This is a genomic window from Plantibacter sp. MPB07 (genome assembly GCF_046619465.1).
In the GTDB taxonomy this organism is placed as follows: domain Bacteria; phylum Actinomycetota; class Actinomycetes; order Actinomycetales; family Microbacteriaceae; genus Plantibacter; species Plantibacter auratus.
Genome location: NZ_CP177043.1, coordinates 2,338,187 through 2,362,146, shown reverse-complemented (window position 1 = coordinate 2,362,146; position 23,960 = coordinate 2,338,187). Strand labels below are relative to the sequence as shown.

17 protein-coding genes and 1 tRNA gene are annotated in these 23,960 nt (G+C 69.6%); 14 read left to right on the top strand and 4 right to left on the bottom strand.

Annotated features, from left to right (window positions below):
• Positions 1–46: 46 nt before the first annotated feature.
• The 4 genes from ACLIME_RS10810 to ACLIME_RS10795 all read left to right on the top strand — a co-directional run bounded on the left by ACLIME_RS10810 (position 47) and on the right by ACLIME_RS10795 (position 4,908).
• The gene (locus tag ACLIME_RS10810) at positions 47–1,108 is read left to right on the top strand and encodes a polyprenyl synthetase family protein (RefSeq protein WP_079706663.1); all 1,062 of its coding nucleotides are present in this window, start codon (positions 47–49) and stop codon (positions 1,106–1,108) included.
• Positions 1,109–1,220: 112 nt separating this feature from the next.
• A complete protein-coding gene (locus ACLIME_RS10805) occupies positions 1,221–2,606 on the top strand; it encodes an FAD-dependent oxidoreductase (protein ID WP_079707009.1) in 1,386 nt (461 codons plus the stop codon).
• Positions 2,607–2,702: 96 nt separating this feature from the next.
• Entirely contained in the window at positions 2,703–3,797 is a 1,095-nt protein-coding gene (locus tag ACLIME_RS10800; protein ID WP_411556907.1) for a hypothetical protein, read from the top strand.
• Positions 3,798–3,870: 73 nt separating this feature from the next.
• Positions 3,871–4,908 (top strand): alpha/beta hydrolase, encoded by a 1,038-nt coding sequence (locus ACLIME_RS10795; RefSeq protein WP_411556906.1) that lies wholly within the window; start codon positions 3,871–3,873, stop codon positions 4,906–4,908.
• A gap of 296 nt (positions 4,909–5,204) precedes the next feature.
• Here ACLIME_RS10795 and ACLIME_RS10790 read toward each other — a convergent pair whose 3' ends face one another.
• Positions 5,205–5,693, bottom strand: a complete 489-nt coding sequence (locus ACLIME_RS10790) for a YajQ family cyclic di-GMP-binding protein (protein WP_056014685.1) — start codon at positions 5,691–5,693, stop codon at positions 5,205–5,207.
• A 53-nt stretch (positions 5,694–5,746) separates the two neighbouring features.
• On the opposite strand from ACLIME_RS10790, the gene ACLIME_RS10785 reads away from it, so the two are divergent.
• The 5 genes from ACLIME_RS10785 to ACLIME_RS10765 all read left to right on the top strand — a co-directional run bounded on the left by ACLIME_RS10785 (position 5,747) and on the right by ACLIME_RS10765 (position 10,942).
• Positions 5,747–6,511 carry a lytic transglycosylase domain-containing protein gene (locus ACLIME_RS10785; protein ID WP_411556905.1) on the top strand — a complete coding sequence of 255 codons (765 nt, stop codon included), beginning with the start codon at positions 5,747–5,749 and terminating at the stop codon, positions 6,509–6,511.
• A gap of 105 nt (positions 6,512–6,616) precedes the next feature.
• Positions 6,617–6,698, top strand: a tRNA-Tyr gene (locus ACLIME_RS10780).
• 387 nt (positions 6,699–7,085) lie between these two features.
• Complete coding sequence (locus ACLIME_RS10775; RefSeq protein ID WP_411556904.1) at positions 7,086–8,357, top strand: DUF222 domain-containing protein; 1,272 nt, start codon at positions 7,086–7,088, stop codon at positions 8,355–8,357.
• Between the two features lie 295 nt (positions 8,358–8,652).
• Entirely contained in the window at positions 8,653–9,480 is an 828-nt protein-coding gene (locus ACLIME_RS10770) for an inositol monophosphatase family protein (protein ID WP_411556903.1), read from the top strand.
• Between the two features lie 259 nt (positions 9,481–9,739).
• On the top strand, positions 9,740–10,942 hold the full coding sequence (locus tag ACLIME_RS10765; protein ID WP_411556902.1) for a peptidoglycan DD-metalloendopeptidase family protein: 1,203 nt from the start codon (positions 9,740–9,742) through the stop codon (positions 10,940–10,942).
• Positions 10,943–11,146: 204 nt separating this feature from the next.
• Here the strand turns inward: ACLIME_RS10765 and rfbB are convergent, their stop codons facing one another.
• Both rfbB and poxB read right to left on the bottom strand, forming a co-directional pair.
• The gene (rfbB, locus tag ACLIME_RS10760) at positions 11,147–12,145 is read right to left on the bottom strand and encodes a dTDP-glucose 4,6-dehydratase (protein WP_411556901.1); all 999 of its coding nucleotides are present in this window, start codon (positions 12,143–12,145) and stop codon (positions 11,147–11,149) included.
• Positions 12,146–12,200: 55 nt separating this feature from the next.
• Complete coding sequence (gene poxB, locus ACLIME_RS10755) at positions 12,201–13,937, bottom strand: ubiquinone-dependent pyruvate dehydrogenase (RefSeq protein ID WP_411556900.1); 1,737 nt, start codon at positions 13,935–13,937, stop codon at positions 12,201–12,203.
• 244 nt (positions 13,938–14,181) lie between these two features.
• Here poxB and ACLIME_RS10750 point away from each other — a divergent pair, with 244 nt between their 5' ends.
• From ACLIME_RS10750 to treZ, 4 genes are all read left to right on the top strand, one after another.
• Positions 14,182–15,243, top strand: coding sequence for a serine/threonine-protein kinase (locus ACLIME_RS10750; protein ID WP_159453425.1), 1,062 nt, complete (start codon positions 14,182–14,184; stop codon positions 15,241–15,243).
• A 94-nt stretch (positions 15,244–15,337) separates the two neighbouring features.
• A complete protein-coding gene (gene glgX, locus ACLIME_RS10745) occupies positions 15,338–17,386 on the top strand; it encodes a glycogen debranching protein GlgX (protein ID WP_137243947.1) in 2,049 nt (682 codons plus the stop codon).
• Positions 17,383–19,737 (top strand): malto-oligosyltrehalose synthase, encoded by a 2,355-nt coding sequence (treY, locus tag ACLIME_RS10740; RefSeq protein WP_411556899.1) that lies wholly within the window; start codon positions 17,383–17,385, stop codon positions 19,735–19,737. The genes glgX and treY overlap by 4 nt, the downstream gene beginning before the upstream one ends.
• A 5-nt stretch (positions 19,738–19,742) precedes the next feature.
• Entirely contained in the window at positions 19,743–21,518 is a 1,776-nt protein-coding gene (treZ, locus tag ACLIME_RS10735) for a malto-oligosyltrehalose trehalohydrolase (protein ID WP_193555856.1), read from the top strand.
• A gap of 47 nt (positions 21,519–21,565) precedes the next feature.
• On the opposite strand, the gene ACLIME_RS10730 is transcribed toward treZ, so the two are convergent.
• Positions 21,566–23,347, bottom strand: coding sequence for a glycoside hydrolase family 13 protein (locus tag ACLIME_RS10730; RefSeq protein ID WP_411556898.1), 1,782 nt, complete (start codon positions 23,345–23,347; stop codon positions 21,566–21,568).
• A 218-nt stretch (positions 23,348–23,565) separates the two neighbouring features.
• Here ACLIME_RS10730 and ACLIME_RS10725 point away from each other — a divergent pair, with 218 nt between their 5' ends.
• Positions 23,566–23,943 carry a PGPGW domain-containing protein gene (locus ACLIME_RS10725; protein ID WP_285026349.1) on the top strand — a complete coding sequence of 126 codons (378 nt, stop codon included), beginning with the start codon at positions 23,566–23,568 and terminating at the stop codon, positions 23,941–23,943.
• Positions 23,944–23,960: the final 17 nt, after the last annotated feature.

The window sequence follows — 23,960 nt, the reverse complement described above, 5'->3', positions numbered from 1 at the left end:
CGGTCCTCCGGCACAGGTGACGGGCTGCCCCGGCTAGGCTAGAGCTGTGAATCCCAGCGCGACCCGCCGTGTCAGCAACCTGGCCAGCCAGGCCGGGCTTGCCGAACGCATGTTCGCGACCGGTGCAGACCGCAAGCTCGCCAAGACCATCGACGACGGCGTGGCCCGCCTCGAGATCGGTCTGGAGGAGCAGCTCGGGTTCACCGACGACCTCGTCGACGTCACCGCGCGCTATCTGCTCGAGGCCGGCGGCAAGCGGGTCCGCCCGCTGCTCACGATGCTCATCGCCCAGCTCGGCGACGGCATCACCGACAACGTCCTGCGGGCGGCCGAGGCGATCGAGATCACCCACCTCGGTTCGCTGTACCACGACGACGTCATGGACGACGCCGACAAGCGTCGCGGCGTCCCCAGCGCCCACCAGGTGTTCGGCAACAACACCGCCATCCTCACCGGCGACCTCCTGTTCGCGCGCGCCAGCCAGATCATGGCCGACCTCGGCGAGCGGGCGATCCGGATCCAGGCCGCCACGTTCGAGCGCCTCGTGCTGGGGCAGCTGCACGAGACCACCGGCCCTCGCGAGGGTCAGGACGAGGTCGAGCACTACATCCAGGTCCTCGCCGACAAGACCGGCTCGCTCATCGCCGCCGCGGCCCGGAGCGGCGTCATCTTCTCCAACGCCCCCGAGGTGTACGAGAGCGCGGTCGTCGAGTTCGGCGAGAAGGTCGGCATCGCCTTTCAGCTCATCGACGACGTCATCGACCTGTCGCCGCAACCCGAGGAGACCGGCAAGGTCCCCGGCACCGACCTGCGGGCCGGCGTCGTCACCCTCCCCATGCTCTACCTTCGCCGCGAGGCGGTCGCCGACCCCGAAGCCGCGGCCCTCGTCGCCCGTCTCGACGCCGAGGTCACGGAGACGGACCACGACCCCGTCCGGTTCGCCGCGCTGGTCGCCACCCTGCGCGACCACGCCGTGACCGCGCGGACCTTCGCCGAGGCGCGGCAGTGGGCCGACGAGGCGATCGCGGCACTGGCACCGCTGCCCGACGGCTCGGTAAAGAAGGCGCTCGTGCACTTCGCGAAGGCGATCGTCGACCGAAGGAGTTGATGGCGGCGCCGCTCCACGGAGCGGCACGGCATCCCAGACGCGCATGCATGACGGCCGGAGCGCTCAACCGGCCGCACCCGGAACCCCGCACGGGGACACGAAAGGAACCACCGTGACCAAGCTCAGGCTGGCCATCGTCGGCGCAGGACCCGCAGGCATCTACGCGGCGGACATCCTCCTGAAGGCGGAACGGAAGTTCGACGTCTCCATCGACCTCTTCGAGCAGCTGCCGGCCCCGTACGGCCTGGTCCGCTACGGCGTCGCTCCCGACCACCCGCGTATCAAGGGGATCATCAACGCGCTCCGCGACGTCCTCGACCGAGGCGACATCCGGATCTTCGGCAACGTCCGCTTCGGCGTCGACATCACGCTCGACGACCTCAAGCACCACTACAACGCCGTGATCTTCTCCACGGGCGCCGTCGAGGACGCCCCGCTCGACATCCCGGGCATCGACCTCGACGGGTCGTACGGCGCCGCCGAGTTCGTGAGCTGGTTCGACGGACACCCCGACGTCCCCCGCACCTGGCCGCTCGAGGCGGAGTCGATCGCCGTGATCGGCAACGGCAACGTCGCGCTCGACGTCGCACGTATGCTCGCGAAGCACCCGGAGGACCTGCTCCCGACCGAGATCCCGGCCAACGTCCACGAGGGGCTGCAGCAGTCGCCCGTGACCGACGTGCACGTCTTCGGGCGTCGCGGGCCCGCGCAGGTGAAGTTCACACCGCTGGAGCTCCGCGAGCTCGGGGAACTCAACGACGTCGACATGATCCTGGCCGACGAGGACTTCGACTACGACGAGGCATCGAAGGCGGCGGTGGCGAGCAACAAGCAGGTCATGGTCATCGACCGCGTCCTGCAGCAGTGGCGCAAGCGCGAGACCGGTCAGGCCTCCCGCCGCCTGCACCTGCACTTCTACGCGAAGCCGCTCGAAGTCGTCGACGACGGTTCCGGCAAGGTCGCCGCCTTCCGGTACGAGCGGACGAGACCCGACGGACAGGGCGGCGTCGAGGGCACGGGTGAGATCCGCGAGGTCCCGATCCAGGCGCTCTACCGCGCGGTGGGGTACTTCGGAAGCCCGCTGCCCGGCGTGCCGTTCGACTCGCGGCACGGCGTCATCCCCAACCACGAGGGCAAGGTCCTCCACCCCGAGAGCAACGAGCGCGTCCCGGGCGTCTACGCGACCGGGTGGATCAAGCGTGGTCCGGTCGGGCTCATCGGCCACACGAAGTCGGACGCGATGGAGACCATCAGTCACGTCATCAACGATCAGGCGGACTGGTGGGCGCCCGCGGAACCCGAGGAGGAGGCCGTCGTCGCGCTGCTCGAGTCGCGTGGCGTCGCCTACACGGACCTCGAGGGCTGGCACCTCCTCGACCAGCACGAGATCGCGCTCGGTGAACCACAGGGTCGTGCCCGCATCAAGGTGGTGCCGCGCGAGGAGATGGTGGCGATCTCGCGGGCGCAGTCGTCGGATGACGGGACACCGTCCGCCTGAGTCGCACCGGCGACGGTCGCAATCCGGCCGATCGCCGCGAGTCAAGCCGCTTCACGGAACCCGGTTTCGGCGCGAGTCGGTCACTATGCTGGACGGATGACCGACCCCAACGCGCCCCAGAACGTCCCGTCGGAGCAGCCGACGTCCGTACCGCCGTCCGACCCGCCGGCATTCGTCGCCGACGGCCAGCAGCAGCAACAGCAGCAGCCGCGCTACGGCGAGATGCACCCGGACCCCGTGCAGCAGCAGTGGGACCAGACGGGCCAGCAGACCCCGGCTCCGCAGCAGGGTGGCCAGTGGGGTCAACCGCAGACGGGTGAGCAGGCGGGCCAGTGGGGTCAGCCGCAGCAGGGCCAGTACGGCCAGCCCCAGCACCCGGGCCAGCCGCAGCACACCGGCCAGTACGGCCAGGACACCGGCCAGTACGGCCAGCCGCAGCAGACCGGTCAGTACGGAGCCCCCCAGGGTCAGTACGGTCAGCCGCAGCAGGGCCAGTACGGTCAGCCGCAGCAGTACGCGCAGGCTCCGAAGGCGCCGAACCCCCGCGCACGCGAGACGCGTCTCGCCCTCGTGTCGGTCGGGATCGCAGCGGGTATCGCCGCGGCCGTCGCCCTGGTGAGCCTCATCGGGTCGTTCTTCAGCATCTCGGAGTTCTACCCCATCGGCGACGTCCTGCTGAGCTTCGGCGCGAACCTCGTCAACATCGCCCTCTGGGGTGCGGGAGCAGCTCTCATCCTCATCATGGTCCGTCCGCTCACCCGGGTCCGCACCGCCCGAGACCTGATCCAGTCGGTGGGCATCGCCGCGGCCGTCGGCACCGGCGTCATGCTGCTCATCGTGCTCATCGTCACCATCGTGCGCGGCGTCGTCGAGCAGTACGGCACGCCGGCGTTCTTCGTCAACCAGGGCTTCCTCTCGCCGATCCTCTACGGGGTCACCCTCGCGGGCTTCCTCACGATCGGCGCCGTGCTCGTGACGCGGTTCGTCGCACCCGAGGGCCTCGCCGACGCTCCGCGCGAGCAGCACAGTGGTCAGCAGCACGGTCAGCAGTTCCAGCAGGGTCAGCATGAGCAGCAGGGGCAGCACCAGCAGGGTCAGCACGACCAGGGCTCGCAGCAGCACGGTCAGGCGCAGCAGCCCTACGGACAGCAGCCGCAGGCTCCGCAGCAGCACAACCCGTACCAGCAGTAGTCGGAGGGTCGGGTGGTCGGCGCGCGAGCCCGACCATCCGACCACCGATCACCGGGCGCGGTAACGTGACGGTATGGCCGGATCTCGAGGGTGGACCGCCGACATCCTCGGCGAGGGCTTCCAGCAGCGCACGCTGAACCTCGAACCGGATGACGAGGGCGACGTCGTCGCGACCCTCGTCCGCTACCGGATGCCGCCCCTCGAACAGCTGGGCGAGTTCCTCCTGCCCGACGTCGCGGACGGTATCGACGTCCTCTACGTCCACGGCTGGTCCGACTACTTCTTCCAACGTCACCTCGCGCGATTCTGGGCCAGGCTCGGTGCGCGGTTCTACGCGCTCGACCTGCGCAAGTACGGCCGGAGTCTCCGTCCGCACCAGACGCCGGGATACGTCGACGACCTCCGCACCTACGACGAGGACATCGAGGCCGCGCTCGCCGTGATGGGGCACGGCCCCGAAGACCATGCCACCGGGCGTCGGAACCGGCGCCGACTCGTCCTCCTCGGCCACTCGACCGGCGGGCTCACCCTGAGTCTCTGGACGGCCAGGAACCAGGATCGCGTCGCCGGTCTCGTCCTGAACAGTCCGTGGCTCGAATTCCAGGCGAGACAGCTCGGGCGGCTCGCGATCGCCCCGCTCGTCCAAGCCGGATCGCGGATCGACCCACGTGCGCAGCTCCCTGTCGTCGACCTCGGGTTCTACACCCGCTCCGTGTCGAGCACGATGGACGGCGCCTGGGACTACGACTTCGCCTGGCGTCCGCTCCACGGCTTCCCGTTGCATCCGGGATGGTTGAACGCGATCCTGCGAGGGCATCGGCTCGTCGACGCGGGCCTGCAGCTGCGTGTGCCGGCACTCACGCTGCTGTCGGCGCGGAGTGTCCTGCTGCCGCGGTGGAACGACGCGATGATGCGCAGTGACACGGCGCTCGACGTCGACGCGGTCGCGGAACGCGCACTCGATCTCGGCGAGACCGTCACGATCGTGCGCCTCGACGGCGCCTTGCACGACGTCTTCCTGTCCGAGGAGCCCGTCCGACAGCGTGCGTTCGAGCAGATCGTCGCGTGGGGACGTGGCTACCTCACGAACCCGCCGACCGTCGGCCGCTAGCGTTCAGCGGGCGGGAGGCGCCGTCGCGAGCCCATCGGACGCCGCGGATCCGGTCGCCCGGCGGCGAGCCAGTCGGCGTAGCTGTGATTCGCGCCGATCGCGCACCAACACGGGACACCGACCTCCTGGCCGGCGCGCGAGGTCCGGAAGAGTTCGAGATGCGACCCGTCCGCGGGTCTCTGATGATCCACTGCTCCACTCCAACCATCGAGCCCGCTCGTGCGGGTGCTCCGGTGAAGAGAGTGGTGCGGGGGCCGATCATGACGCGATCGAGGTGATCGACCGCGTCCGACCCGCTAGCGGTAGTTGACGAACTGGAGGTCGATGTCGAGGTCGGCACCCTTGAGCAGCGCCATGGTGGCCTGGAGATCGTCACGACTCTTCGACGAGACGCGGAGCTCGTCGCCCTGGATCTGCGACTTGACCGACTTCGGGCCCTCGTCGCGGATGAGCTTGTTGGCCTTCTTCGCGATCTCCTGGCTAATGCCCTCCTTGAGGGTCGCCTCGATCCGGTACTCCTTGCCGCTCGCGAACGGATCGCCGACCTCGAGGCTCTTGAGCGAGATGCCGCGCTTGATGAGCTTGGACTCGAAGACGTCGAGGATCGCCTTCACGCGCTCCTCGGTGTTGGCCTTCATGAGGATCTTCTCGCCGCTCCAGGCGATCGAGGCACCGACGTTCTTGAAGTCGTACCGCTGCTCGACCTCCTTGTGCGCCTGGTTGAGGGCGTTGTCCGCCTCCATCTTGTCGACCTTGCTCACGACGTCAAACGATGAATCTGCCATGTGGACCATGGTAGCGCCGGTGTCGCTCAGGCAGGTGTGGTTGGGTGGGTGCGATGCGCAACCCGGTGAAGCAGGACCAGCGGACCATCGTCGGACGACGAGGGGCGCTCGCCGGAGCGACCCTGGCGATCGGTGTGCTCGTGTTGAGCGGTTGCGCTCCCGAGCCGGACCCCGTCCCGTATGCGGTTCCTGTCGAGCTCCCGCCGAAGAGCGACGCCCCCGACGGCGGTGTCGCGAACGTCGACCTCGCCGATCCCCAGTGGATCACCGAGGTCGCCGAGGCGAGTGGCATCCCCGAGCGTGCCCTGCGTTCCTATGCCGGTGCCGCCATCCGCAAGGCCGACCTGACGCCGGAGTGCGGTATCGGCTGGACGACGATCGCGGCCGTCGGGTTCGCCGAGAGCGACCACGGTCGCCACGACGGCTCGAAGCTCGGCGAGGACGGCGTCGTGACGCCGCCGATCTTCGGTGTGCCGCTGAAGGGTGGCGAGACCGAGGAGATCACCGACACCGACCAGGGGGTCATCGACGGTGATCCGGTCCACGACCGTGCCGTCGGGCCGTTCCAGTTCATCCCGCAGTCGTGGGAGAACTGGGGGACCGACGCGAGCGGTGACGGCGTGCTCGACCCGCAGAACCTCGACGACGCGGCGATGGCGGCCGCGAACTACCTCTGCCGGGCGAGCGACTACGACATGCGGACGGAGGACGGCTGGCTGAGCGGGATCCGGGCGTACAACTCGTCACCCGAGTACCTTCGCCGGGTCGCCGCCGCGGCGAACGAGTACGCCGAGGCCGTGCCGTCCGACGAGCGCTGAGCGGCCCGGTGACGGATGCCGATGCTGATTTCGCGTCCGGCGGTCTGACGGCTATATTGGTCAAGCGCTTTCGGTTGGCTGTTCGAAAGTCGGTCGGGCGCGCTTGGCGAGTTACCCTAGCGGCCAAAGGGATCTGACTGTAAATCAGACGGCTCAGCCTTCGGGGGTTCGAATCCCTCACTCGCCACGGACAAATCGCCTCATCCTCGGATGGGGCGATTTTTCGTTGTGCTGGCGAGCGTCTGGCGGGAACCCCCGCCGGTCCCTGAGCTGCGCCGCCCTGAGCCTGTCGAAGCGTCGACGTGCCAACGGAGAACCCCACGAACCCGACATGCCTCCTCCGGTCCCTCAGTAACCCGCTCCGGTCCCTGAGCTTGTCGGAGGGCCACGAGGAAACCTTGCCAATCCGGCGGACCTCTTCCGGTCCCTGAGCCTGTCGAAGGGCCCATGCAGAACCCCGCCAATCCGGCATGCCTCCTCCGGTCCCTGAGCTTGTCGAAGGGCACACGAGCAACTTCCACAACCAGCTCGACTCAGCATCTGGAATGTCAGTGGTTCATGGTGGACTTGTTCCATGACCGAGACCACCGCCTCCGCAGTTCGAGCTGGCGACGAGTGCGCCGCGCGCCTCGCGGAGTTCTCGGATCACTACGCGGACATCCAGCGTCGCCGCGCGGCTCTGGACGCCGAGGAGGCTCGCCTACTCGCCCGTTCTGCTGCCTACGCGGACGCCTTCGCAGATGCCACCGTCCCGGCGATCTTTCCGCCCGCGGAGCGGCAGGCGCTCTCCCGCCGGTCGGCATGTGCAGCGCTTGCGATGGCGACGCGCACGCCTGAGCGGACCGTTCAGCGGGCGACGAACGGCGCCGAGCGTCTCGTGAACGAAGCACCTGCCGTGCTTGCCTCGCTCGAGGCGGGTCGTATCTCGGCGCGGCACGCGCGGACGATCATCGACCAGCTCAGTGATGTGCCGGCTGCAGGGCGGACGGCGTTCCTGGAGGCGGTGTTGCCGGCCGCGGAGCAGCTGACCGACGCGAACCTCCGGAGGCGTGCCCGCGTCCTGCGCGAGCGCCTCCACCCCGAGTCCATCACCGCGCGCGCAACTCGCTCGGAGGCGGACCGCCGGGCGGAGTTCGAACCCGCAGCGGACGGCATGGCGTGGGTGCACCTGTTCACGACGGCGCCGATCGCGCAGGGCATCATCGAGCGCGTTGAAGCCGCCGCGGCCGAGTCACGCGCAGCTGGCGACACCCGCACCTGCGCACAACTCCAGGCCGACGCCCTCGCAGCCCTCGCCCTAACCGGCGTCACGCCGGAAGACGTCATGTCGAGCCCGGTGCTCCCGCACCCGATCGAGGTCCAGGAGCACATCAAGCCGACGGTGCAGATCACGGTTCCGGCGCTCAGTATGGCCGGTGTGAGCGATGCCCCGGCGACGCTCGACGGCTACGGCCCGATCGACCCGGAGACTGCGGCCCGCATCGCGGTGAACGCGCCCAGCTTTACCCGGATCCTCGTCCAACCGGAAACCGGCGCGGTCTTGTCGGTCGGGCGCGGCCAGTACCGCGTTCCGGCCGACCTCCAGCGCGCGGTGCGCCTCCGAGACGGCACCTGTCGGGCGCCCGGTTGCGGTCGACGCGCCAGGGCTTGTGACCTCGACCATTCGGTCGCCTGGGAAGACGGCGGCACGACGGATGTCGGCAATCTCGCCTGCCTGTGTCGACATCACCACAGGCTGAAGCACCTCCCCGGCTGGGACCTCGACCACGGGCCCGGCGGGGCCCTCGACTGGACGACACCCGACGGCAAACGCCATCAAACGGAACCGGACCCCGCACCGTTCTGAACGGGTCCGGTCCCTGAGCCTGTCGAAGGGTACCTCGTGGGCACTTCGACAAGCTCAGTGACCGGGAAGGGTGTGCCCGGAACGGTGAGGGTTCCTTGTGGGCACTTCGACAGGCTCAGTGACCGGGGGAGGCGTGCCCGGGAGACACCGGTCCCTGAGCTTGTCGAAGGGCGCTCGGGTCGTGGCGCCTCAATCCGCGTCGGACGTGTGCCCGGGTTCGATCCGGTCCTGAGCTGCGCCGCACTGAGGCGGTCGACGTGTCGAAGGGCAGGAGGGGCCGCCATAGGGTGGTGGGGTGACCGGACACGAAGAACTCCTCCAGATCGCCACCGACATCGCCGCAGAGGCCGGCGAACTGATCCTGCGCCGACGCCGGGAGGGCGTCGAGATCGCGGCGAGCAAGTCGTCGGTCGAGGACGTCGTGACCCGAGCCGACCGCGAGTCCGAGCAGTTCATCCGCGACCGCCTCCTCGCTGCACGACCGGACGACGGATTCCTCGGCGAGGAGACCGGCAAGGAAGGCGGCGCGACGGGGACCTCCGGCCTGACCTGGGTCGTCGACCCCATCGACGGCACCGTCAACTACCTCTACGACATCCCCGCGTACGCCGTCAGCATCGGGGTCGTCGAAGGTGAACCGGACCCGGCCACCTGGACCGCCCTCGCCGGGGCTGTGGTGAACCCGGTCCTGGGTGAGCACTACACCGCCTCCCGCGGCGGTGGAGCACGACTGAACGGCCGCGCCCTCAAGGTCAACCGAGGCGTGGCACCGAACGTGGCGCTGCTCGGCACGGGCTTCTCCTACACCGCCTCGCGTCGCATGGAGCAGGCAGCCGTGCTCGGCGCCCTCCTCGGGACCTTCCGCGACGTCCGGCGGATCGGCTCCGCCGCACTCGACCTCTGCAGCGTCGCCTCCGGCCGCCTCGACGCCTACTACGAGAGCGGCCTGAAGCCGTGGGACCAGGTCGCGGGCGCGCTGGTCGCTGCCGAGGCGGGCGCGACGGTCGCCGGTTTCGACGGTGCTCCGGCCACCACGCAGCTCATCATGGCCGCCGATGCACCGCTGCTCGCGGTCCTCGAACGGCTCCTCGTCGAGCAGGGCTTCGCGACGCCGATCGGGTGACACTCCATGCGCGCCACCGCCGCTCGCGGTAACGCTCCGGGGGCGACTCGTTCATAAGAGAACTCTCATATGGCCTCTGACCAGGCCTTTATCGGATAAAACCGATCACTGCCATGGCTTTTTCAGCCTCCCGTTGCTAGCATTTATGCATTCGTTACCTTCGCGTTCCCCCGCGCGGACGGACGTCGAGATCTTCCTGCTAGCCCATTGAAAGGCCCCCGCCCCCTTGTCACGCCATGCAAGCCCTGAGGACACCCCTGTGCTTCCCGACCCTCAGGACCCGCAGAACACGTCTGTCGAGAACAGCGCTGCACCCGTGCAGACGCCGCCGCTCAGCCGCCGTGAACTCCGCGAACGTGAGCGTCAGGCGGCGGCCGCCCTGGAGCACCAGGAGTCCGTGCTGCAGGAGCCGACGCATGAGGCCAGCGCCGACCAGGAGGAGACGGCCGCGGCAATCGACCCGGTCGACCAGATGATCGCCGAGGCGATCGACGCCGTGCACGTCACGGACGTCGCCGACATCGCGCCGGTCGAGGCAGAGCCGCTCATCGCCGAACCGGCCGTGGCTTCCGACACCGCTCAGGCCACCGAGTCCATCACGGTGACGGTCGACGCCTCCACCGTCGACGCTCCCCGTGCACGCCGCGCAGCTGCACCGAAGCCGGCCTCGAAGCCCCGCGCATCGTCCCGTCCGTCCGCCGCACCGGCCTCGCCCCGCCCGACGACCATCGCGCGCAAGCGTCGCATCACCACCAAGATCTTCGCGGGCGCCGCGATGGGCTTCGTCGCCCTCATGGCCGTGGCCACCTCGGTGCCCGCCAACGCGCTGCTCACCGCTGAAGACGTCGCGACGTCGGTGGCCGAGGCCTCGCAGGCCGAGCTCGGCGACGGCAACGGGCTGAGCAACCAGGCGTCGCAGTCGCTCGACAGCGAGGGATCGGCTGAGCTGACCTTCACCCGCGACGACTACACGACGAGCACCGTCGAGGAAGCCGCCGCCGCAATGGGCATCCGCCCCGCGAACACCTTCACGAACAACCCGAACGGGACCATCCAGTGGCCGTTCGCGGTCGGTGTCACCATCGGTGACCGCTTCGGTGCCCGCGACTGCGCCGGCTGCTCGAGCGACCACCACGGCCAGGACTTCAACCCCGGCAACGGTGCGCCCATCCAAGTCATCGCCGACGGCGTCGTTCGCCACGTCGAAGACGGCGAAGGCTCGCTCGGCGTCAACGTCATCGTCGACCACACCATCAACGGCCGCCTCGTCTCGAGCGTCTACGCGCACATGCAGCACGGCTCGGTCCGCGTCGTCGAGGGGCAGGCGATCAAGGTCGGCACCATCCTCGGCCTCACCGGCAGCACGGGCATGTCCACCGGCCCGCACCTCCACTTCGAGATCCGACTCGACGGCGTCACCTGGGTCGACCCGCTCGAGTGGCTCTACGCGAACGTCAACTGACGCCACGGAACCCAATGAATTGACTGCCTCGCCCGACTCCGGGCGGGGCAGTCGTGGTTCACCCCGAGGGCGGGTGCCCTTCGACAGGCTCAGGGACCGGTGTTGTGGCTCAGGGGCCGGTGTCGGGGCTCGGGGGCCGGGGCACGGAACGACGAAGGCCCGCCCGGCTGATGCCGGGCGGGCCTTCGTGACGGTGTCTGAGGGTTACTGACCCTGCTCCTGGTACTTCGCCTCGGTGGCGGCCTTCTGCGGCTTCCACCACGACTCGTTGTCGCGGTACCAGGCGATCGTGTCGGCGAGGCCGGCCTCGAAGTCGCTGAACGCCGGGGTCCAGCCGAGCTCCGTGCGCAGCTTCGACGAGTCGATCGCGTAGCGGAGGTCATGGCCGGGACGGTCGTTCACGTGGTCGTAGGCGTCCGCCGGCTGACCGAGCTGGGTGAGGATGAGCTCGACGACGTCCTTGTTGTTCTTCTCGCCATCGGCACCGATGAGGTACGTCTCGCCGATGACCCCCTTGTCGAGGATCGTGAGGACGGCGGACGAGTGGTCGTTCGCGTGGATCCAGTCGCGCACGTTCTCGCCCGTGCCGTACAGCTTCGGGCGCTCGCCGCCGAGCACGTTCGTGATCTGGCGCGGGATGAACTTCTCCACGTGCTGGTACGGACCGTAGTTGTTGGAGCAGTTCGAGATCGTCGCCTTGACGCCGAAGGACCGCACCCACGCGCGGACGAGGAGGTCGCTGCCGGCCTTCGTGGAGGAGTACGGGCTCGACGGGTTGTACGGCGTCTGCTCGGTGAAGCGCTCCGGGTCGTCGAGTTCGAGGTCGCCGTAGACCTCGTCGGTCGAGATGTGGTGGAACCGCGTGCCGTGCTTGCGAGCCGCCTCGAGCAGCGTGTACGTGCCGATGATGTTCGTGTCGAGGAACGGGCGCGGGTCGTGGAGGGAGTTGTCGTTGTGCGACTCCGCCGCGTAGTGCACGACGGCGTCGTGACGGGCGAAGAGCTCGTCGACGAGCGTCGCGTCCTGGATGTCGCCGACGACGAGCTCGAAACGATCGGCCGGGAGGCCGTCGAGTGAGGCGCGGTTGCCCGCGTAGGTCATCTTGTCGAGGACGGTCACCGAGTGATCGGTGTTGTTCAGGACGAAGTGGACGAAGTTCGAGCCGATGAATCCGGCGCCGCCGGTAACGAGAAGTCTGGACACGGTAGACGAGTCTACCCGGCGGTCTCTGGATACCGCGGGGGAATCCGGCCGTCGCTCAGTGACCGGGCAGGATGCGGCGCAGCAGGTTCGTGTTCGCGAGGTCGAGCAGTTCGTCGCCGCGGCCCGACATGACCGTCCGGAGCGCGTACAGGGTGAACCCCTTCATCTGCTCGGCGGTGATCGTCGGCGGGATCGACAGCTCTTGTCTCGCCGTCACGACGTCGACGAGCGCCGGACCGTCGTGATCGAAGGCCCGACGGATGGCGCCCTCCAACTCGCTCGCCCGCTCGACGCGTTCGCCGTGGATCCCCATGCCCTCCGCCACACGCGAGAAGTCGGGGTTCACAAGGTCGGTGCCGAAGTTGACGAACCCGGCGGCCTTCATCTCCAGCTCCACGAAGTTGAGCGAGGAGTTGTTGATGACGATGATCTTCACGGGCAGCTTGTTCTGGGTGAGCGAGATGAGTTCGCCGAGCAGCATGGTGAGTCCGCCGTCGCCCGCGAGCGCGATGACCTGGCGGCCGGGGTGGGACGCCTGGGCTCCGAGACCGTGGGAGACGGCGTTCGCCATGCTGCCGTGGCTGAACGAGCCGATGAGTCGGCGCCGCCCGTTCATGGTGAGGTAGCGCGACGCCCAGACGACGGGGGAGCCGACGTCGGGGATGAACACGGCGTCGTCCGTCGCCAGCTGGTCGACGACCTTCGCGAGGTACTGCGGGTGGATCGCCTGGCCGTCGTGGTCCGCGGTCGCGAGGTCGTCGAGGCCCTTCCGCGAGCTGCGGTAGTGCTTGAGCGACTCCTCCAGGTGCTTGCGGTGCGTCTTGCGCTCGAGCTTCGGCAGCAGCGCGTCGAGCGTGTCCCGGACGGTCCCGACGAGCGGCAGGTCGACCGGGTGCCGCCGGCCGATCTGCTCACCGCGGATGTCGACCTGGATGACGGTCGCGTGCTCGGGGAAGAACTGCGGATAGGGGAAGTCGGTGCCCAGCATGAGGAGGACGTCGCACGAGAGCATGGCGTGGTAGCCGCTGGCGAATCCGAGGAGGCCGGTCATGCCGACGTCGAACGGGTTGTCGTACTCGACGTGCTCCTTGCCGCGCAGGGCGTGGACGATGGGGGCGCCGAGCGCGTCCGCGGTCGCGATGAGCTGCTCGTGCGCTCCGGCGACTCCGGCTCCGGCAAGGATGGTGACCCGCTTGCCGCCGTTGAGCAGGCGAGCGGCCTCGTCGAGTTCGTGCTCCGACGGCAGGATCCGGGGTCGCGTCGCCCGGATGGCGGCGACGTGCTCCGAGACCGCGTGCTGGAGCATGACGTCGCCCGGGACGACCACGACGGCCACGCCGCGGCGCTCGACCGCGGTGCGCATCGCGATCTCGAGCACCCGCGGCAGTTGCTCCGGCTGGGAGACGAGTTCCACGTAGACGCTGCACTCACGGAACAGCTCCTGCGGGTGGGTCTCCTGGAAGTAGGTGGTCCCGATCTCGGAGCTCGGGATGTGGGCGGCGATCGCGAGCACCGGTACCCGTGAGCGGTTCGCGTCGAACAGGCCGTTGATGAGGTGCAGGTTGCCGGGGCCGCAGCTCGCCGCGACGACCGCCAGCTCGCCGGTCAGCTCCGCTTCCGCCGCCGCGGCGAAGGCGGCCGCCTCCTCGTGGCGCACGTGCACCCAGTCGATGCCGCCGGAGGAGCGGAGAGCATCGGTGAAGCCGTTCAGGGAGTCGCCGGGGAGGCCGTAGACGCGTTGTACACCGCTGGCCTGGAGGGTGGCGACGACGGTTTCAGCGACAGTGGACATGGGTGCTCCTCGCAGCAGACGACTCGGCCCGGGTTCCCCGGCCCTCTCCATGGTCCTCGTCGCGGTTCGGGGCCCGCAAGGGAGCATCGGGGTCTTGCAGACGCCTACCAGGTGCGCTAGCCGTTCTCAACACTCCGACACGAATCCGCCTGAACGACGAACGCCTTGTAACGTGGTTGCTGGAACAGCCTGCCGAGAACACGGTGGCGCGGCCAACATCGACTGCACCGTGAAGGGGGCGGCCGTGAGCGACTCCCTGCACCGACCGCCGGCACACGCCGGATCGATCACCGATCCAGCTGCGATGTTCACCGAGCACACCGAGACGGTCGTCACCGGCGTCAGCCTGTCGAACGGGCGTTACAGCATCGGTGAGCAGCTCGGCTCCGGCGGGTCCGCCAACGTCTACCGCGCACGCGACGAGCTGCTCTCGCGCCCCGTCGCCGTGAAGCTCTTCCGCGACGAGGCCGCGACCGCGAACGACCGGCTGCGTCAGGAGCGGGAGATCCGTCTGCTCGGGGAACTCCGCCACCCGGGCCTCGTCGAGCTCTACGACTCCGGTTCCGTCGTCCACCGCGGCGTCGAGCACCGGTTCCTCGTCATGGAGTACATCCCGGGCGCCACGCTCACCGACAAGCTGCAGGCCGGCCCGATGCTCCCGCGTGACGCAGCCGCCCTCGGTGCGCAGGTCGCCGACGCGCTGTCCTTCATCCACACGCGGTCGATCGTGCACCGCGACATCAAGCCCGACAACATGCTCTTCAGCGACATCGCCGCGTTCGGCCATGCGAACCTCGTGAAGCTGTCCGACTTCGGGATCGCGCACTTCGTGGGCGGGTCGCGCCTCACGAACACCGAGGCCATCTCCGGCACGGCGTCCTACCTTTCGCCCGAGCAGGCGCTCGGCGACACCGTCGGCACCGAGACGGACATCTACTCGCTCGGCCTCGTCCTGCTCGAGGCCGTGACAGGTCGCCGGGAGTTCGACGGCGGTCTCGTCGAGGCCGCCATCGCACGCCTGCACCGTGACCCGGTGATCCCGCCCGAGCTCCCCGCCGCCTGGCACCCGCTGCTGCGGTCGATGACCGCCCGCAAGCCGGAGGACCGACCCGCAGCGCACGAGGTCGCGGCCAGCCTGCGCGAGATCTGGTCCGAGTCGCGCGTGCGCCGGGTCCGCCGGGTGCGTGCGCGCCTCGGTCTCGTCGTCGACCAGGGCGTCGACCCCCGGATCGCATTGCTCCTCGCCGCCGCGACGGCCGCCGCGGGGCTCGCCATCGGCGTCGCGATCGGCATCTTCGCGTTCTGATCGGCCCATTACCACGTTTCGTCCGGAACCGGGGAAGTCATCCGGCCGGTGTACCGTCTCAACAACGATCGATCCCTTCGAGTGAAAGGGCGCCATGACGCTCTCGACCCCCTATCCGCTCGGCGTCACCCTTCGGGGCGATGGTGCGAACGTCGCCATCTACTCGGAGACCGCCGACGCCGTCACCGTGTGCATCTTCCCCGAGGGCGGGGAGGAACAGCAGACGCGCCTCGAACAGCGCACCGGACACGTGTTCCACGGGCTGGTCGAGGGCCTCGTCCCCGGGACGCGGTACGGCATCCGCGTCGACGGCCCCTGGGATCCGGCGAACGGTCTCCGTCACAACCCGGCCAAGGTGCTGCTCGATCCGCACGCGACGGCGGTCACGGGGCGATACGACCTCGGCCAGGCACAGTTCAGCCACCGTCTCGACGCGCCGGAGTCGATGGACGACACCGACTCCGCGGGCCACGTCGCGCTCGGCGTGGTCACCGACCCGTCCTCGTTCGACTGGGACGCCGACGGACAGGACGTCGCCCCGCGCATCCCGCTCGCCGAGACGATCGTGTACGAGGTCCACGTGAAGGGCTTCACCAAGCAGCTCGCCGAGGTGCCCGAGGAGATCCGCGGCACCTACGCCGGCCTCGCCCACCCGGCAGCCATCCGCTACCTCACCGACCTCGGCGTGACCGCGGTCGAACTCCTCCCGGTGCACCAGTTCGTGCAGGACAGCCACCTCGAGGAGAAGGGGCTCCGCAACTACTGGGGCTACAACTCCATCGGATTCTTCGCCCCGCACGGCGAGTACGCGGCCGCCGGCGATACCGGTGGGCAGGTCGACGAGTTCAAGGCCATGGTCAAGGCGATGCACGCCGCCGGCCTCGAGGTCATCCTCGACGTCGTCTACAACCACACGGCCGAGGGCAACCACATGGGCCCGACCCTGTCGTTCAAGGGCATCGACAACGCGGCCTACTACCGTCTCGTCGACGAGGACCGCGAGCACTACTTCGACACCACGGGCACGGGCAACAGCGTCAACGTCGGCCACCCCGCGGCGCTCGGCCTCATCATGGACTCCCTGCGCTACTGGGTGACCGAGATGCACGTCGACGGCTTCCGCTTCGACCTCGCGACGACGCTCACCCGCCAGGACGGTTCCGCCGAGATCCACAGTGCGTTCCTCTCACTCATCGAGCAGGACCCGGTGCTCGCCCCGATCAAGATGATCGCCGAGCCGTGGGACACCGCCGGCTACCAGGTCGGTGGCTTCCCCGCGAGCTGGTCCGAGTGGAACGGGAAGTTCCGCGACGACGTGCGCGACTTCTGGAACGGCGCCGACAGCGTGCTCGGCACCATGTCGCAGCGCGTCCTCGGTAGCCCCGACGTCTACGAGGCGTCCCGACGCTCGCCGCTGTCCAGCGTCAACTTCGTCACCGCGCACGACGGCTTCACCCTCGCCGACCTCACGGCGTACTCGACGAAGCACAACGCGGCGAACGGCGAGGACAACAACGACGGCGAGAGCGACAACCGCTCCAGCAACAACGGTGCGGAGGGTCCGACGGACGACCCCGCCGTGAACGCGCGCCGCGACCGTCAGCGTCGCAACTTCCTCGCGACGGTCCTGCTGTCGGCCGGTGTCCCGATGATCCTCGGCGGCGACGAGATCGCCCGCACCCAGGGCGGCAACAACAACGCCTACTGCCAGGACAACGAGGTGTCGTGGTTCGACTGGGAGCACGCCGACCACGACCTCCTCGGCTTCACGAAGCGTCTGATCGCCCTGCGCCTCGCCGAGCCGGCCCTGCGACCCGACTGGTTCCGCCAGGGTCCGGGCTCCAAAGCAGACGACCGGGTCTTCATCACCCGGTCCGACGACGAGCCCTTCGCCGACGAGGACTGGGACAACCCGGACGCCCGCTCGATCACCTTCGTGTTCCGTCACGCCGGATCGGCGTCGTTCGCCCTGCTGCTCAACGCGGCCGAGAACGGCGTGGAGTTCAGCCTGCCGAAGGCTCCCGGCCTGCCATGGGCGCTCGTCGAATCGAGTGACCCGGAGCAGATGCTCGCCGAGGGGTCGACGACGGTGATCGTGCAGGGGACCTCCTTCACCCTCCTGCGATCGGGGGTCGCATCATGACCACCGTGTCCGGCGGCGGGCCACAGCGTTCCACCGTGCCCGTCTCGACCTACCGTCTCCAGCTGACCGCGGACTTCCGACTCCAGGACGCCGCGGCGCTCGTCGACTACCTCCAGGCCCTCGGTGCCGACTGGGTCTACCTGTCGCCGATCCTCCGCGCGGAACCCGGATCCACCCACGGCTACGACGTCGTCGACCACACCGAGGTCGACCCGGAGCGCGGCGGTGCCGACGGGCTCACGGCGCTCGCCGAAGCAGCCCACGCGGCCGGCCTCGGCGTCCTCATCGACACCGTCCCGAACCACATGGGCGTCGCGACACCGGTGGAGAACGCCTGGTGGTGGGACCTGCTCCAGCACGGTCGGGACGCAGAGCACGCGGCCGCGTTCGACGTCGACTGGGAGGCCGGCGACGGTCGGATCCGGGTGCCGATCCTGGGCGACGACGAGGACGGACGTCGTGCGCTCGACGACCTCAGCATCGAGGACGGCGAACTGCGCTACTTCGACCACCGACTGCCCATCGCTCCCGGGACGGCGGACGACGACGCGAGCGCCCGCGAGGTACACGACCGCCAGCACTACGAACTGGTGAACTGGCGCCGCGCCGACAGCGAGCTGAACTACCGACGGTTCTTCGCCGTCAACACGCTCGCAGCGATCCGGGTCGAGGACCCGGCGGTCTTCGACGGCTCGCACGTCGAGATCGGTCGTTGGTTCGACGACGGCCTCGCCGACGGGATCCGCGTGGACCACCCGGACGGGCTCCTCGACCCCGGTGCCTACCTCGACCGACTGTCCGAGCGCATCGGCGGAGCACCCATCTGGGTGGAGAAGATCCTCGAGGGCGAAGAGGACCTGCCGGCCGAGTGGGCCACGCTCGGGACCACCGGGTACGACGCCCTGGGCGACGTCGACCGGGTGCTCGTCGACCCGACCGGGCTGCCGACGATCGGCCAGCTCGCCGGCGTCGAACTGACGCGTGAAGCGTGGGACGACCTCGTGCACACCACGAAGCGCGGCATCGCCGACGGGATCCTCGGTTCCGAGGTGCGACGTCTCGCGAGACTCGTGCCCGAGGTCCCGGACGCCGTGGACGCCCTCGCCGAGATCCTGACCGCGTTCCCCGTCTACCGCTCCTACCTGCCGCTCGGCGACGAATACCTGGACGCCGCACTCGACGAGGCGGAGACCCGTCGGCCGGAGCTCGCAGACGCCTTCGCCGCCTTGGCTCCGCGCCTGCGCAACTCGACCGATCCGCTCGCCGCGCGGTTCCAGCAGACCTCGGGCATGGTGATGGCGAAGGGCGTCGAGGACACCGCGTTCTACCGCTACACGGCGCTCACCTCGCTGACCGAGGTCGGTGGCGACCCCGCCGAGACCGACATCAGCGTCGCCGAGTTCCACCACCGCCAGGCACGGCGGCAGGCGGAGTGGCCGTCCTCGATGACGACGCTCAGCACGCACGACACGAAGCGCAGCGAAGACGTCCGCGCCCGTATCGACGCCCTGAGTGAAGTCGCGGACCGGTGGGCGGAGCACGCCGTCGCCCTCCACACCTCGAACGGCTTCCCCGACCGGCAGCTCGAGCAGCTGGTCTGGCAGGCGGCCGTCGGTGCGTGGCCGATCGAGCGCGAGCGACTGCACGCCTACGTCGAGAAGGCCGCCCGTGAGGCAGGCGACTCGACCACGTGGACCGCACCGGACGAGACGTTCGAGGCCGCCCTGCATGCAGCGGTCGACGGACTGTACGACAGCCGTCGTGCGAACGCCGCGCTGCTCGACGCCGTCGCGGACGTCGAGGCGGCCGGATGGACGAACAGTCTGGTCGCCAAGGCGATCCAGCTCACGATGCCGGGCGTGCCGGACGTGTACCAGGGCAGCGAGCTCTGGGACCGATCGCTCGTGGACCCCGACAACCGTCGCCCGGTCGACTACGCCGAGCGTCGCGCGGTGCTGGCCCGTCTCGACGAGGGCTGGCTGCCGCCGGTCGACGCCGACGGAGCCGCGAAGCTCCTCGTGACCAGCCGGCTCCTCCGCCTGCGACGGGAGCACCCGTCGCGGTTCGCCGAGTACACCCCCATCGGGGCGGACGGACCGGCCGCCGACCACGTCGTCGCGTTCTCACGCGGTGGCGTCACCACGGTCGCGACCCGGCTCTCGCTCCGGCTCGCGGAGCACGGTGGATGGAAGTCGACCACGGTCACCCTGCCGGAGGGCCGGCTCGTCGACGTGCTGACCGGCCGTGAGCTGCAGGGTGGCGAGGTCCGTCTCGCGGCGCTGCTGGAGCAGTATCCCGTCGCCGTCCTGACGCGGCCCGACGATGCGGCCGAGGCCGCGAGCGAGGAGTGAGCACGATGACGACCAGCACCACCAGTCCGGCTGACGGGTTCCGTGTCTGGGCACCCGAGGCCCAGCGCGTCGACCTCGTCCTGGACGGTGAGCAGCACCCGATGGACCGCGACGTCGCCGAGGGGTGGTGGATCGCGCTCGACGGTGCCGAGCCCCGCGTGGCGGTCGTCGACAGCGACTACCGCTATCTCGTCGACGGTGAGGGTCCGTTCGCCGATCCGCGCTCGCGCCGGCAGCCGGAGGGCGTCCACGGCCCGTCACGCGTCGTCGCATCCGACCCCGTGCCGTGCGACGGAACCGGCTGGCGGGGTCGCTCCCTCATCGGTGCCGTGCTCTACGAACTCCACATCGGGACCTTCACCGAGGCGGCCACCTTCGACGGGGCGATCGAACGCCTCGACGAGCTGGTCGAGCTGGGCGTCGACGCCGTCGAGGTCCTGCCGGTCAACGCGTTCAACGGCGTCTGGAACTGGGGCTACGACGGCGTCTTCTGGTCGGCTGTCCACGAGGCCTACGGCGGACCGGACGGCTACCGTCGCTTCGTCGCCGCGTGCCATGAGCGCGGGCTCGCCGTCATCCAGGACGTCGTGTACAACCACCTCGGCCCCTCCGGCAACGTCCTGCCGCGCTTCGGTCCGTACCTCGCGGACGGCGCCGGCAACACCTGGGGCGACAGCCTCAACCTCGACGGGCCGGACTCCGACGAGGTGCGTCGGTACATCATCGACAGCGCGCTGCTGTGGTTCGAGGAGTACGGGGTGGACGGCCTGCGCCTCGACGCGGTCCACGCCCTGCACGACACCCGTGCGATCCACCTCCTCGAAGAACTCGACGCCGCGGTGGATGCGCTCAGCGCCGACCTCGACCGATCGTTCACGCTCATCGCCGAGTCGGATCTGAACGACCCGAAGCTCATCACGCCCCGTGGGCCCGGCGGTGCCGGCGGGTACGGTCTCGACGCGCAGTGGAGCGACGACTTCCACCACGCACTGCACGTGGCGCTCACCGGCGAGGTGTCCGGCTACTACGCCGACTTCGCGCCGCTCGGTGCGCTCGGCAAGGTCATGGAGGAGGGGTTCTTCCACAACGGCACCTGGTCGAGCTTCCGCAAGCGCCACCACGGCCGCCGCATCGACCTCGAACGGACGCCGAGCTGGCGGCTTGTCGTCTCCGACCAGAACCACGACCAGATCGGGAACCGCGCGACGGGCGACCGGCTGGCCGCGACCCTCGACGACGGGCAGCTCGCCATCGCCGCCGCCGTCACGCTGCTCGGACCGTTCACCCCGATGCTGTTCATGGGGGAGGAGTGGGCCGCCTCGACGCCCTGGCAGTTCTTCACCTCGCACCCGGAGCCCGAGCTCGGTGAGGCGACGGCGAAGGGCCGGATCGCCGAGTTCGCCCGGATGGGTTGGAACGAGGCCGACGTGCCGGATCCCCAGGATCCCGAGACCTACCGTCGGTCGGTGCTCGACTGGTCGGAGCGGTCCCGTGGGCGGCACGCGACGCTGCTGACCTGGTACCGACGGGTGATCGAGCTGCGGCGGACGGTCCCGGCGTTCACCGATCCGGCGTTCGCCGACACGACCGCGATCGTCGACGAGGCGACCGGCTCGTTCGTCCTGCGTCGTGGCTCTGCGATGCTCGCGGTGAACTTCGGGACGGAACCGGTGGAGCTCACCCAGCGGGTCGGTGAGCTGCTCGACAGCTTCGGCGAGGTCGTCACGACGGAGGGGTCACTGCGGCTCGGAGCGCACTCCGTCGCCATCCTGCACCACTGAGTCCCTGGGCCTCGGGTCAGCGCGGTGCGCTGACCCGGGCGCGGGTCTCAGCCGACGGGCAGGGTCGACGGCGTCGTGAACCAGACCGTCGTGTCGCCGTGGATGGTCCTGCCGTCGAAGGGTCCGCTCGCGACGAGCACGGCCGAGTCCGCGAGCGACGAGGGCACGGCGATGTCGTCGGCACCGGTGTTCGCGACGACCGTGACCGCACCGTTCGTCAGCGCGAGAATGGTGTCGGGAGCCCCCTCGATCCAGGCGATCGAGCCGAGTCCCAGCGTGTGCTCGCGGCGCAGGCGGAGCAGCGTGCGGTACAGCTCCAGCGTCGAACCGGGGATGCCGGCCTGTGCGTCGCGCGAGTAGTCGTTCCAGTCGTCGGGCTGCGGCAGCCAGGACGCACCGGTCGTGTTGAAGCCGTATGCGGGGTGGCCGGCCTCCCACGGGATCGGGACGCGGCAGCCGTCGCGGCCGTACCGCTCGTGGTTCGTGCGGAACCACGTCGGGTCCTGTCGGGCGTCATCCGGCAGGTCGATGACCTCGGGGAGCCCGAGTTCCTCACCCTGGTACAGGTAGGCGCCGCCGGGCAGGCTCAGCATGAGCGCCGTCGCGGCCCGTGCGCGCTGCAGACCGAGCGCACGGTCCGGCTTGCCGGGGGTGTTCGGCCCGACACCGTAGCCCTGCGGGTTCTCCTCGGTCAGTGCGAGGCGGGAGGCGTGACGGACGACGTCGTGATTCGAGAGCACCCAGGTGCTCGGTGCGCCGACCTGGGCGAACGCGCGCAGCGACTCCGAGACGACGGTCTTGAGCGCGGCCGCGTTCCACGGCGTCTCGAGGTACGGGAAGTTGAACGCCTGCTGCATCTCGTCGGGGCGCACCCACAGGGCCATCTTGTCAAGCGGGTCGACCCAGGCCTCGGCGCACAGCACACGGTCGCCGTCGTACGTCGCGAGCAGCTCGTGCCAGTCGCGGTAGATCTCGTGGACGCCGTCCTGTCCCCAGTACGGCGCGGTCTCGGGCCACGAATCCGGACCGGTGCCGGCGGCTTCGAGCGACGCGTCCACGGAGGCGCCACCCATGCTGCCGCCCTCGGCCGGTGGGGTGTAGTCGGGCAGGCCGTCGGCCTTGATCATGCCGTGCGCCACGTCGACGCGGAACCCGTCGACGCCGCGGTCGAGCCAGAACCGGAGGATGTCGCGGAACTGCTCGCGGACCCACGGGTTCGTCCAGTCGAAGTCGGGCTGCGAGGAGTCGAAGATGTGCAGGTACCACTGGCCAGGCGTGCCGTCGGCCTCGGTGACCCGCGTCCAGGCCGGACCGCCGAAGACGGACTCCCAGTTGTTGGGGGCGATCTCGCCGTGCTCGCCCTTGCCGTCGCGGAACATGTACCGGGCGCGCTCCGCCGAGCCGGGCCCGGCTGCGAGGGCCTCCTGGAACCAGCGGTGGGCGCTCGAGGAATGGTTGGGGACGAGGTCGACGATGACGCGGATGCCGGCAGCGTGCGCGGCAGCGGTCATCGCGTCGAAGTCGGCGAGCGTGCCGAAGATGGGGTCGACGTCGCAATAATCGGCGACGTCGTAGCCGGCGTCCTTCTGCGGGCTCGTCATGAAGGGGGACAGCCAGATGGCGTCGACGCCGAGCTCCTGCAGGGCGCCGAGGCGGGAGGTGATCCCGGGCAGGTCGCCGAGGCCGTCGCCGTTCGCGTCCGCGAAGGATCGCGGGTAGATCTGGTAGATGACGGCGGAGCGCCACCACTCCGAACCGGGGGTGGAGCCTCCTGCGGGGGAGGCGTGCTGAGCTGCGGTCGCCGACGTGGTCGGGAGGGCGGAGTCCATGTCGCTACCCTAGGCCATCCACGGGGCCCGTCGCCGCTCGTGGACTGGCCAGCGCGGTGCGCTGACACGAGTGCGGTGCATGGCGGCGAGCGCGGCGCCCCGGAGGGGTGCGGTCGCGCTGGCACCCCGCGCTCACGTCGGTTCGGTCACACGGGAGCCACGTCGATTCGGACCGGATTCCCGGCCACCGACCCGCCCGCCCTGCTTAGAGTGGGGATATGACCACGGAATCGGACGGCTCGGCCCGCAGCACGGCGAAGCGCGTCGCCGCGCAGGCGGGAGGCATCGCCGGATCAGCGGCCCGGACGACGCGTGGCATCATCCGTCGGAATCCGACCGCGAACCGGGTGTACCGGGCGGGCGTCGGAGTCGTCGGCGGTGGCACCGTGGCCCTCGGCGTGGCCCTGATCCCGCTTCCCGGACCGGGAGCATTGATCGCCGTCGGCGGGCTCGCCGTCCTCGCCTCGGAGTTCGAGGGTGCGAAGCGCGCCAGCACGAAGGCGAACGCCGCCGCCAAGAAGGGTGTCGCCGTCGCGAAAGACCTTCGGGCGAAGCGTCAGGCCAAGCAGGCTGCGAAGGCTGCTCCGGAGCACTGACCCCGCGGCGCACGGCG

Bases quoted from the DNA above. Each gene is read 5' to 3' on its own strand.
- ACLIME_RS10725 (WP_285026349.1), top strand. From the start codon at position 23,566: ATGACCACGGAATCGGACGGCTCGGCCCGCAGCACGGCGAAGCGCGTC.
- glgX (WP_137243947.1), top strand. From the start codon at position 15,338: ATGACGCTCTCGACCCCCTATCCGCTCGGCGTCACCCTTCGGGGCGAT.
- ACLIME_RS10775 (WP_411556904.1), top strand. From the start codon at position 7,086: ATGACCGAGACCACCGCCTCCGCAGTTCGAGCTGGCGACGAGTGCGCC.
- ACLIME_RS10790 (WP_056014685.1), bottom strand. From the start codon at position 5,693: ATGGCAGATTCATCGTTTGACGTCGTGAGCAAGGTCGACAAGATGGAG.
- treZ (WP_193555856.1), top strand. From the start codon at position 19,743: ATGACGACCAGCACCACCAGTCCGGCTGACGGGTTCCGTGTCTGGGCA.
- ACLIME_RS10795 (WP_411556906.1), top strand. From the start codon at position 3,871: ATGGCCGGATCTCGAGGGTGGACCGCCGACATCCTCGGCGAGGGCTTC.
- ACLIME_RS10730 (WP_411556898.1), bottom strand. From the start codon at position 23,347: ATGGACTCCGCCCTCCCGACCACGTCGGCGACCGCAGCTCAGCACGCC.
- poxB (WP_411556900.1), bottom strand. From the start codon at position 13,937: ATGTCCACTGTCGCTGAAACCGTCGTCGCCACCCTCCAGGCCAGCGGT.
- ACLIME_RS10800 (WP_411556907.1), top strand. From the start codon at position 2,703: ATGACCGACCCCAACGCGCCCCAGAACGTCCCGTCGGAGCAGCCGACG.
- treY (WP_411556899.1), top strand. From the start codon at position 17,383: ATGACCACCGTGTCCGGCGGCGGGCCACAGCGTTCCACCGTGCCCGTC.
- ACLIME_RS10785 (WP_411556905.1), top strand. From the start codon at position 5,747: ATGCGCAACCCGGTGAAGCAGGACCAGCGGACCATCGTCGGACGACGA.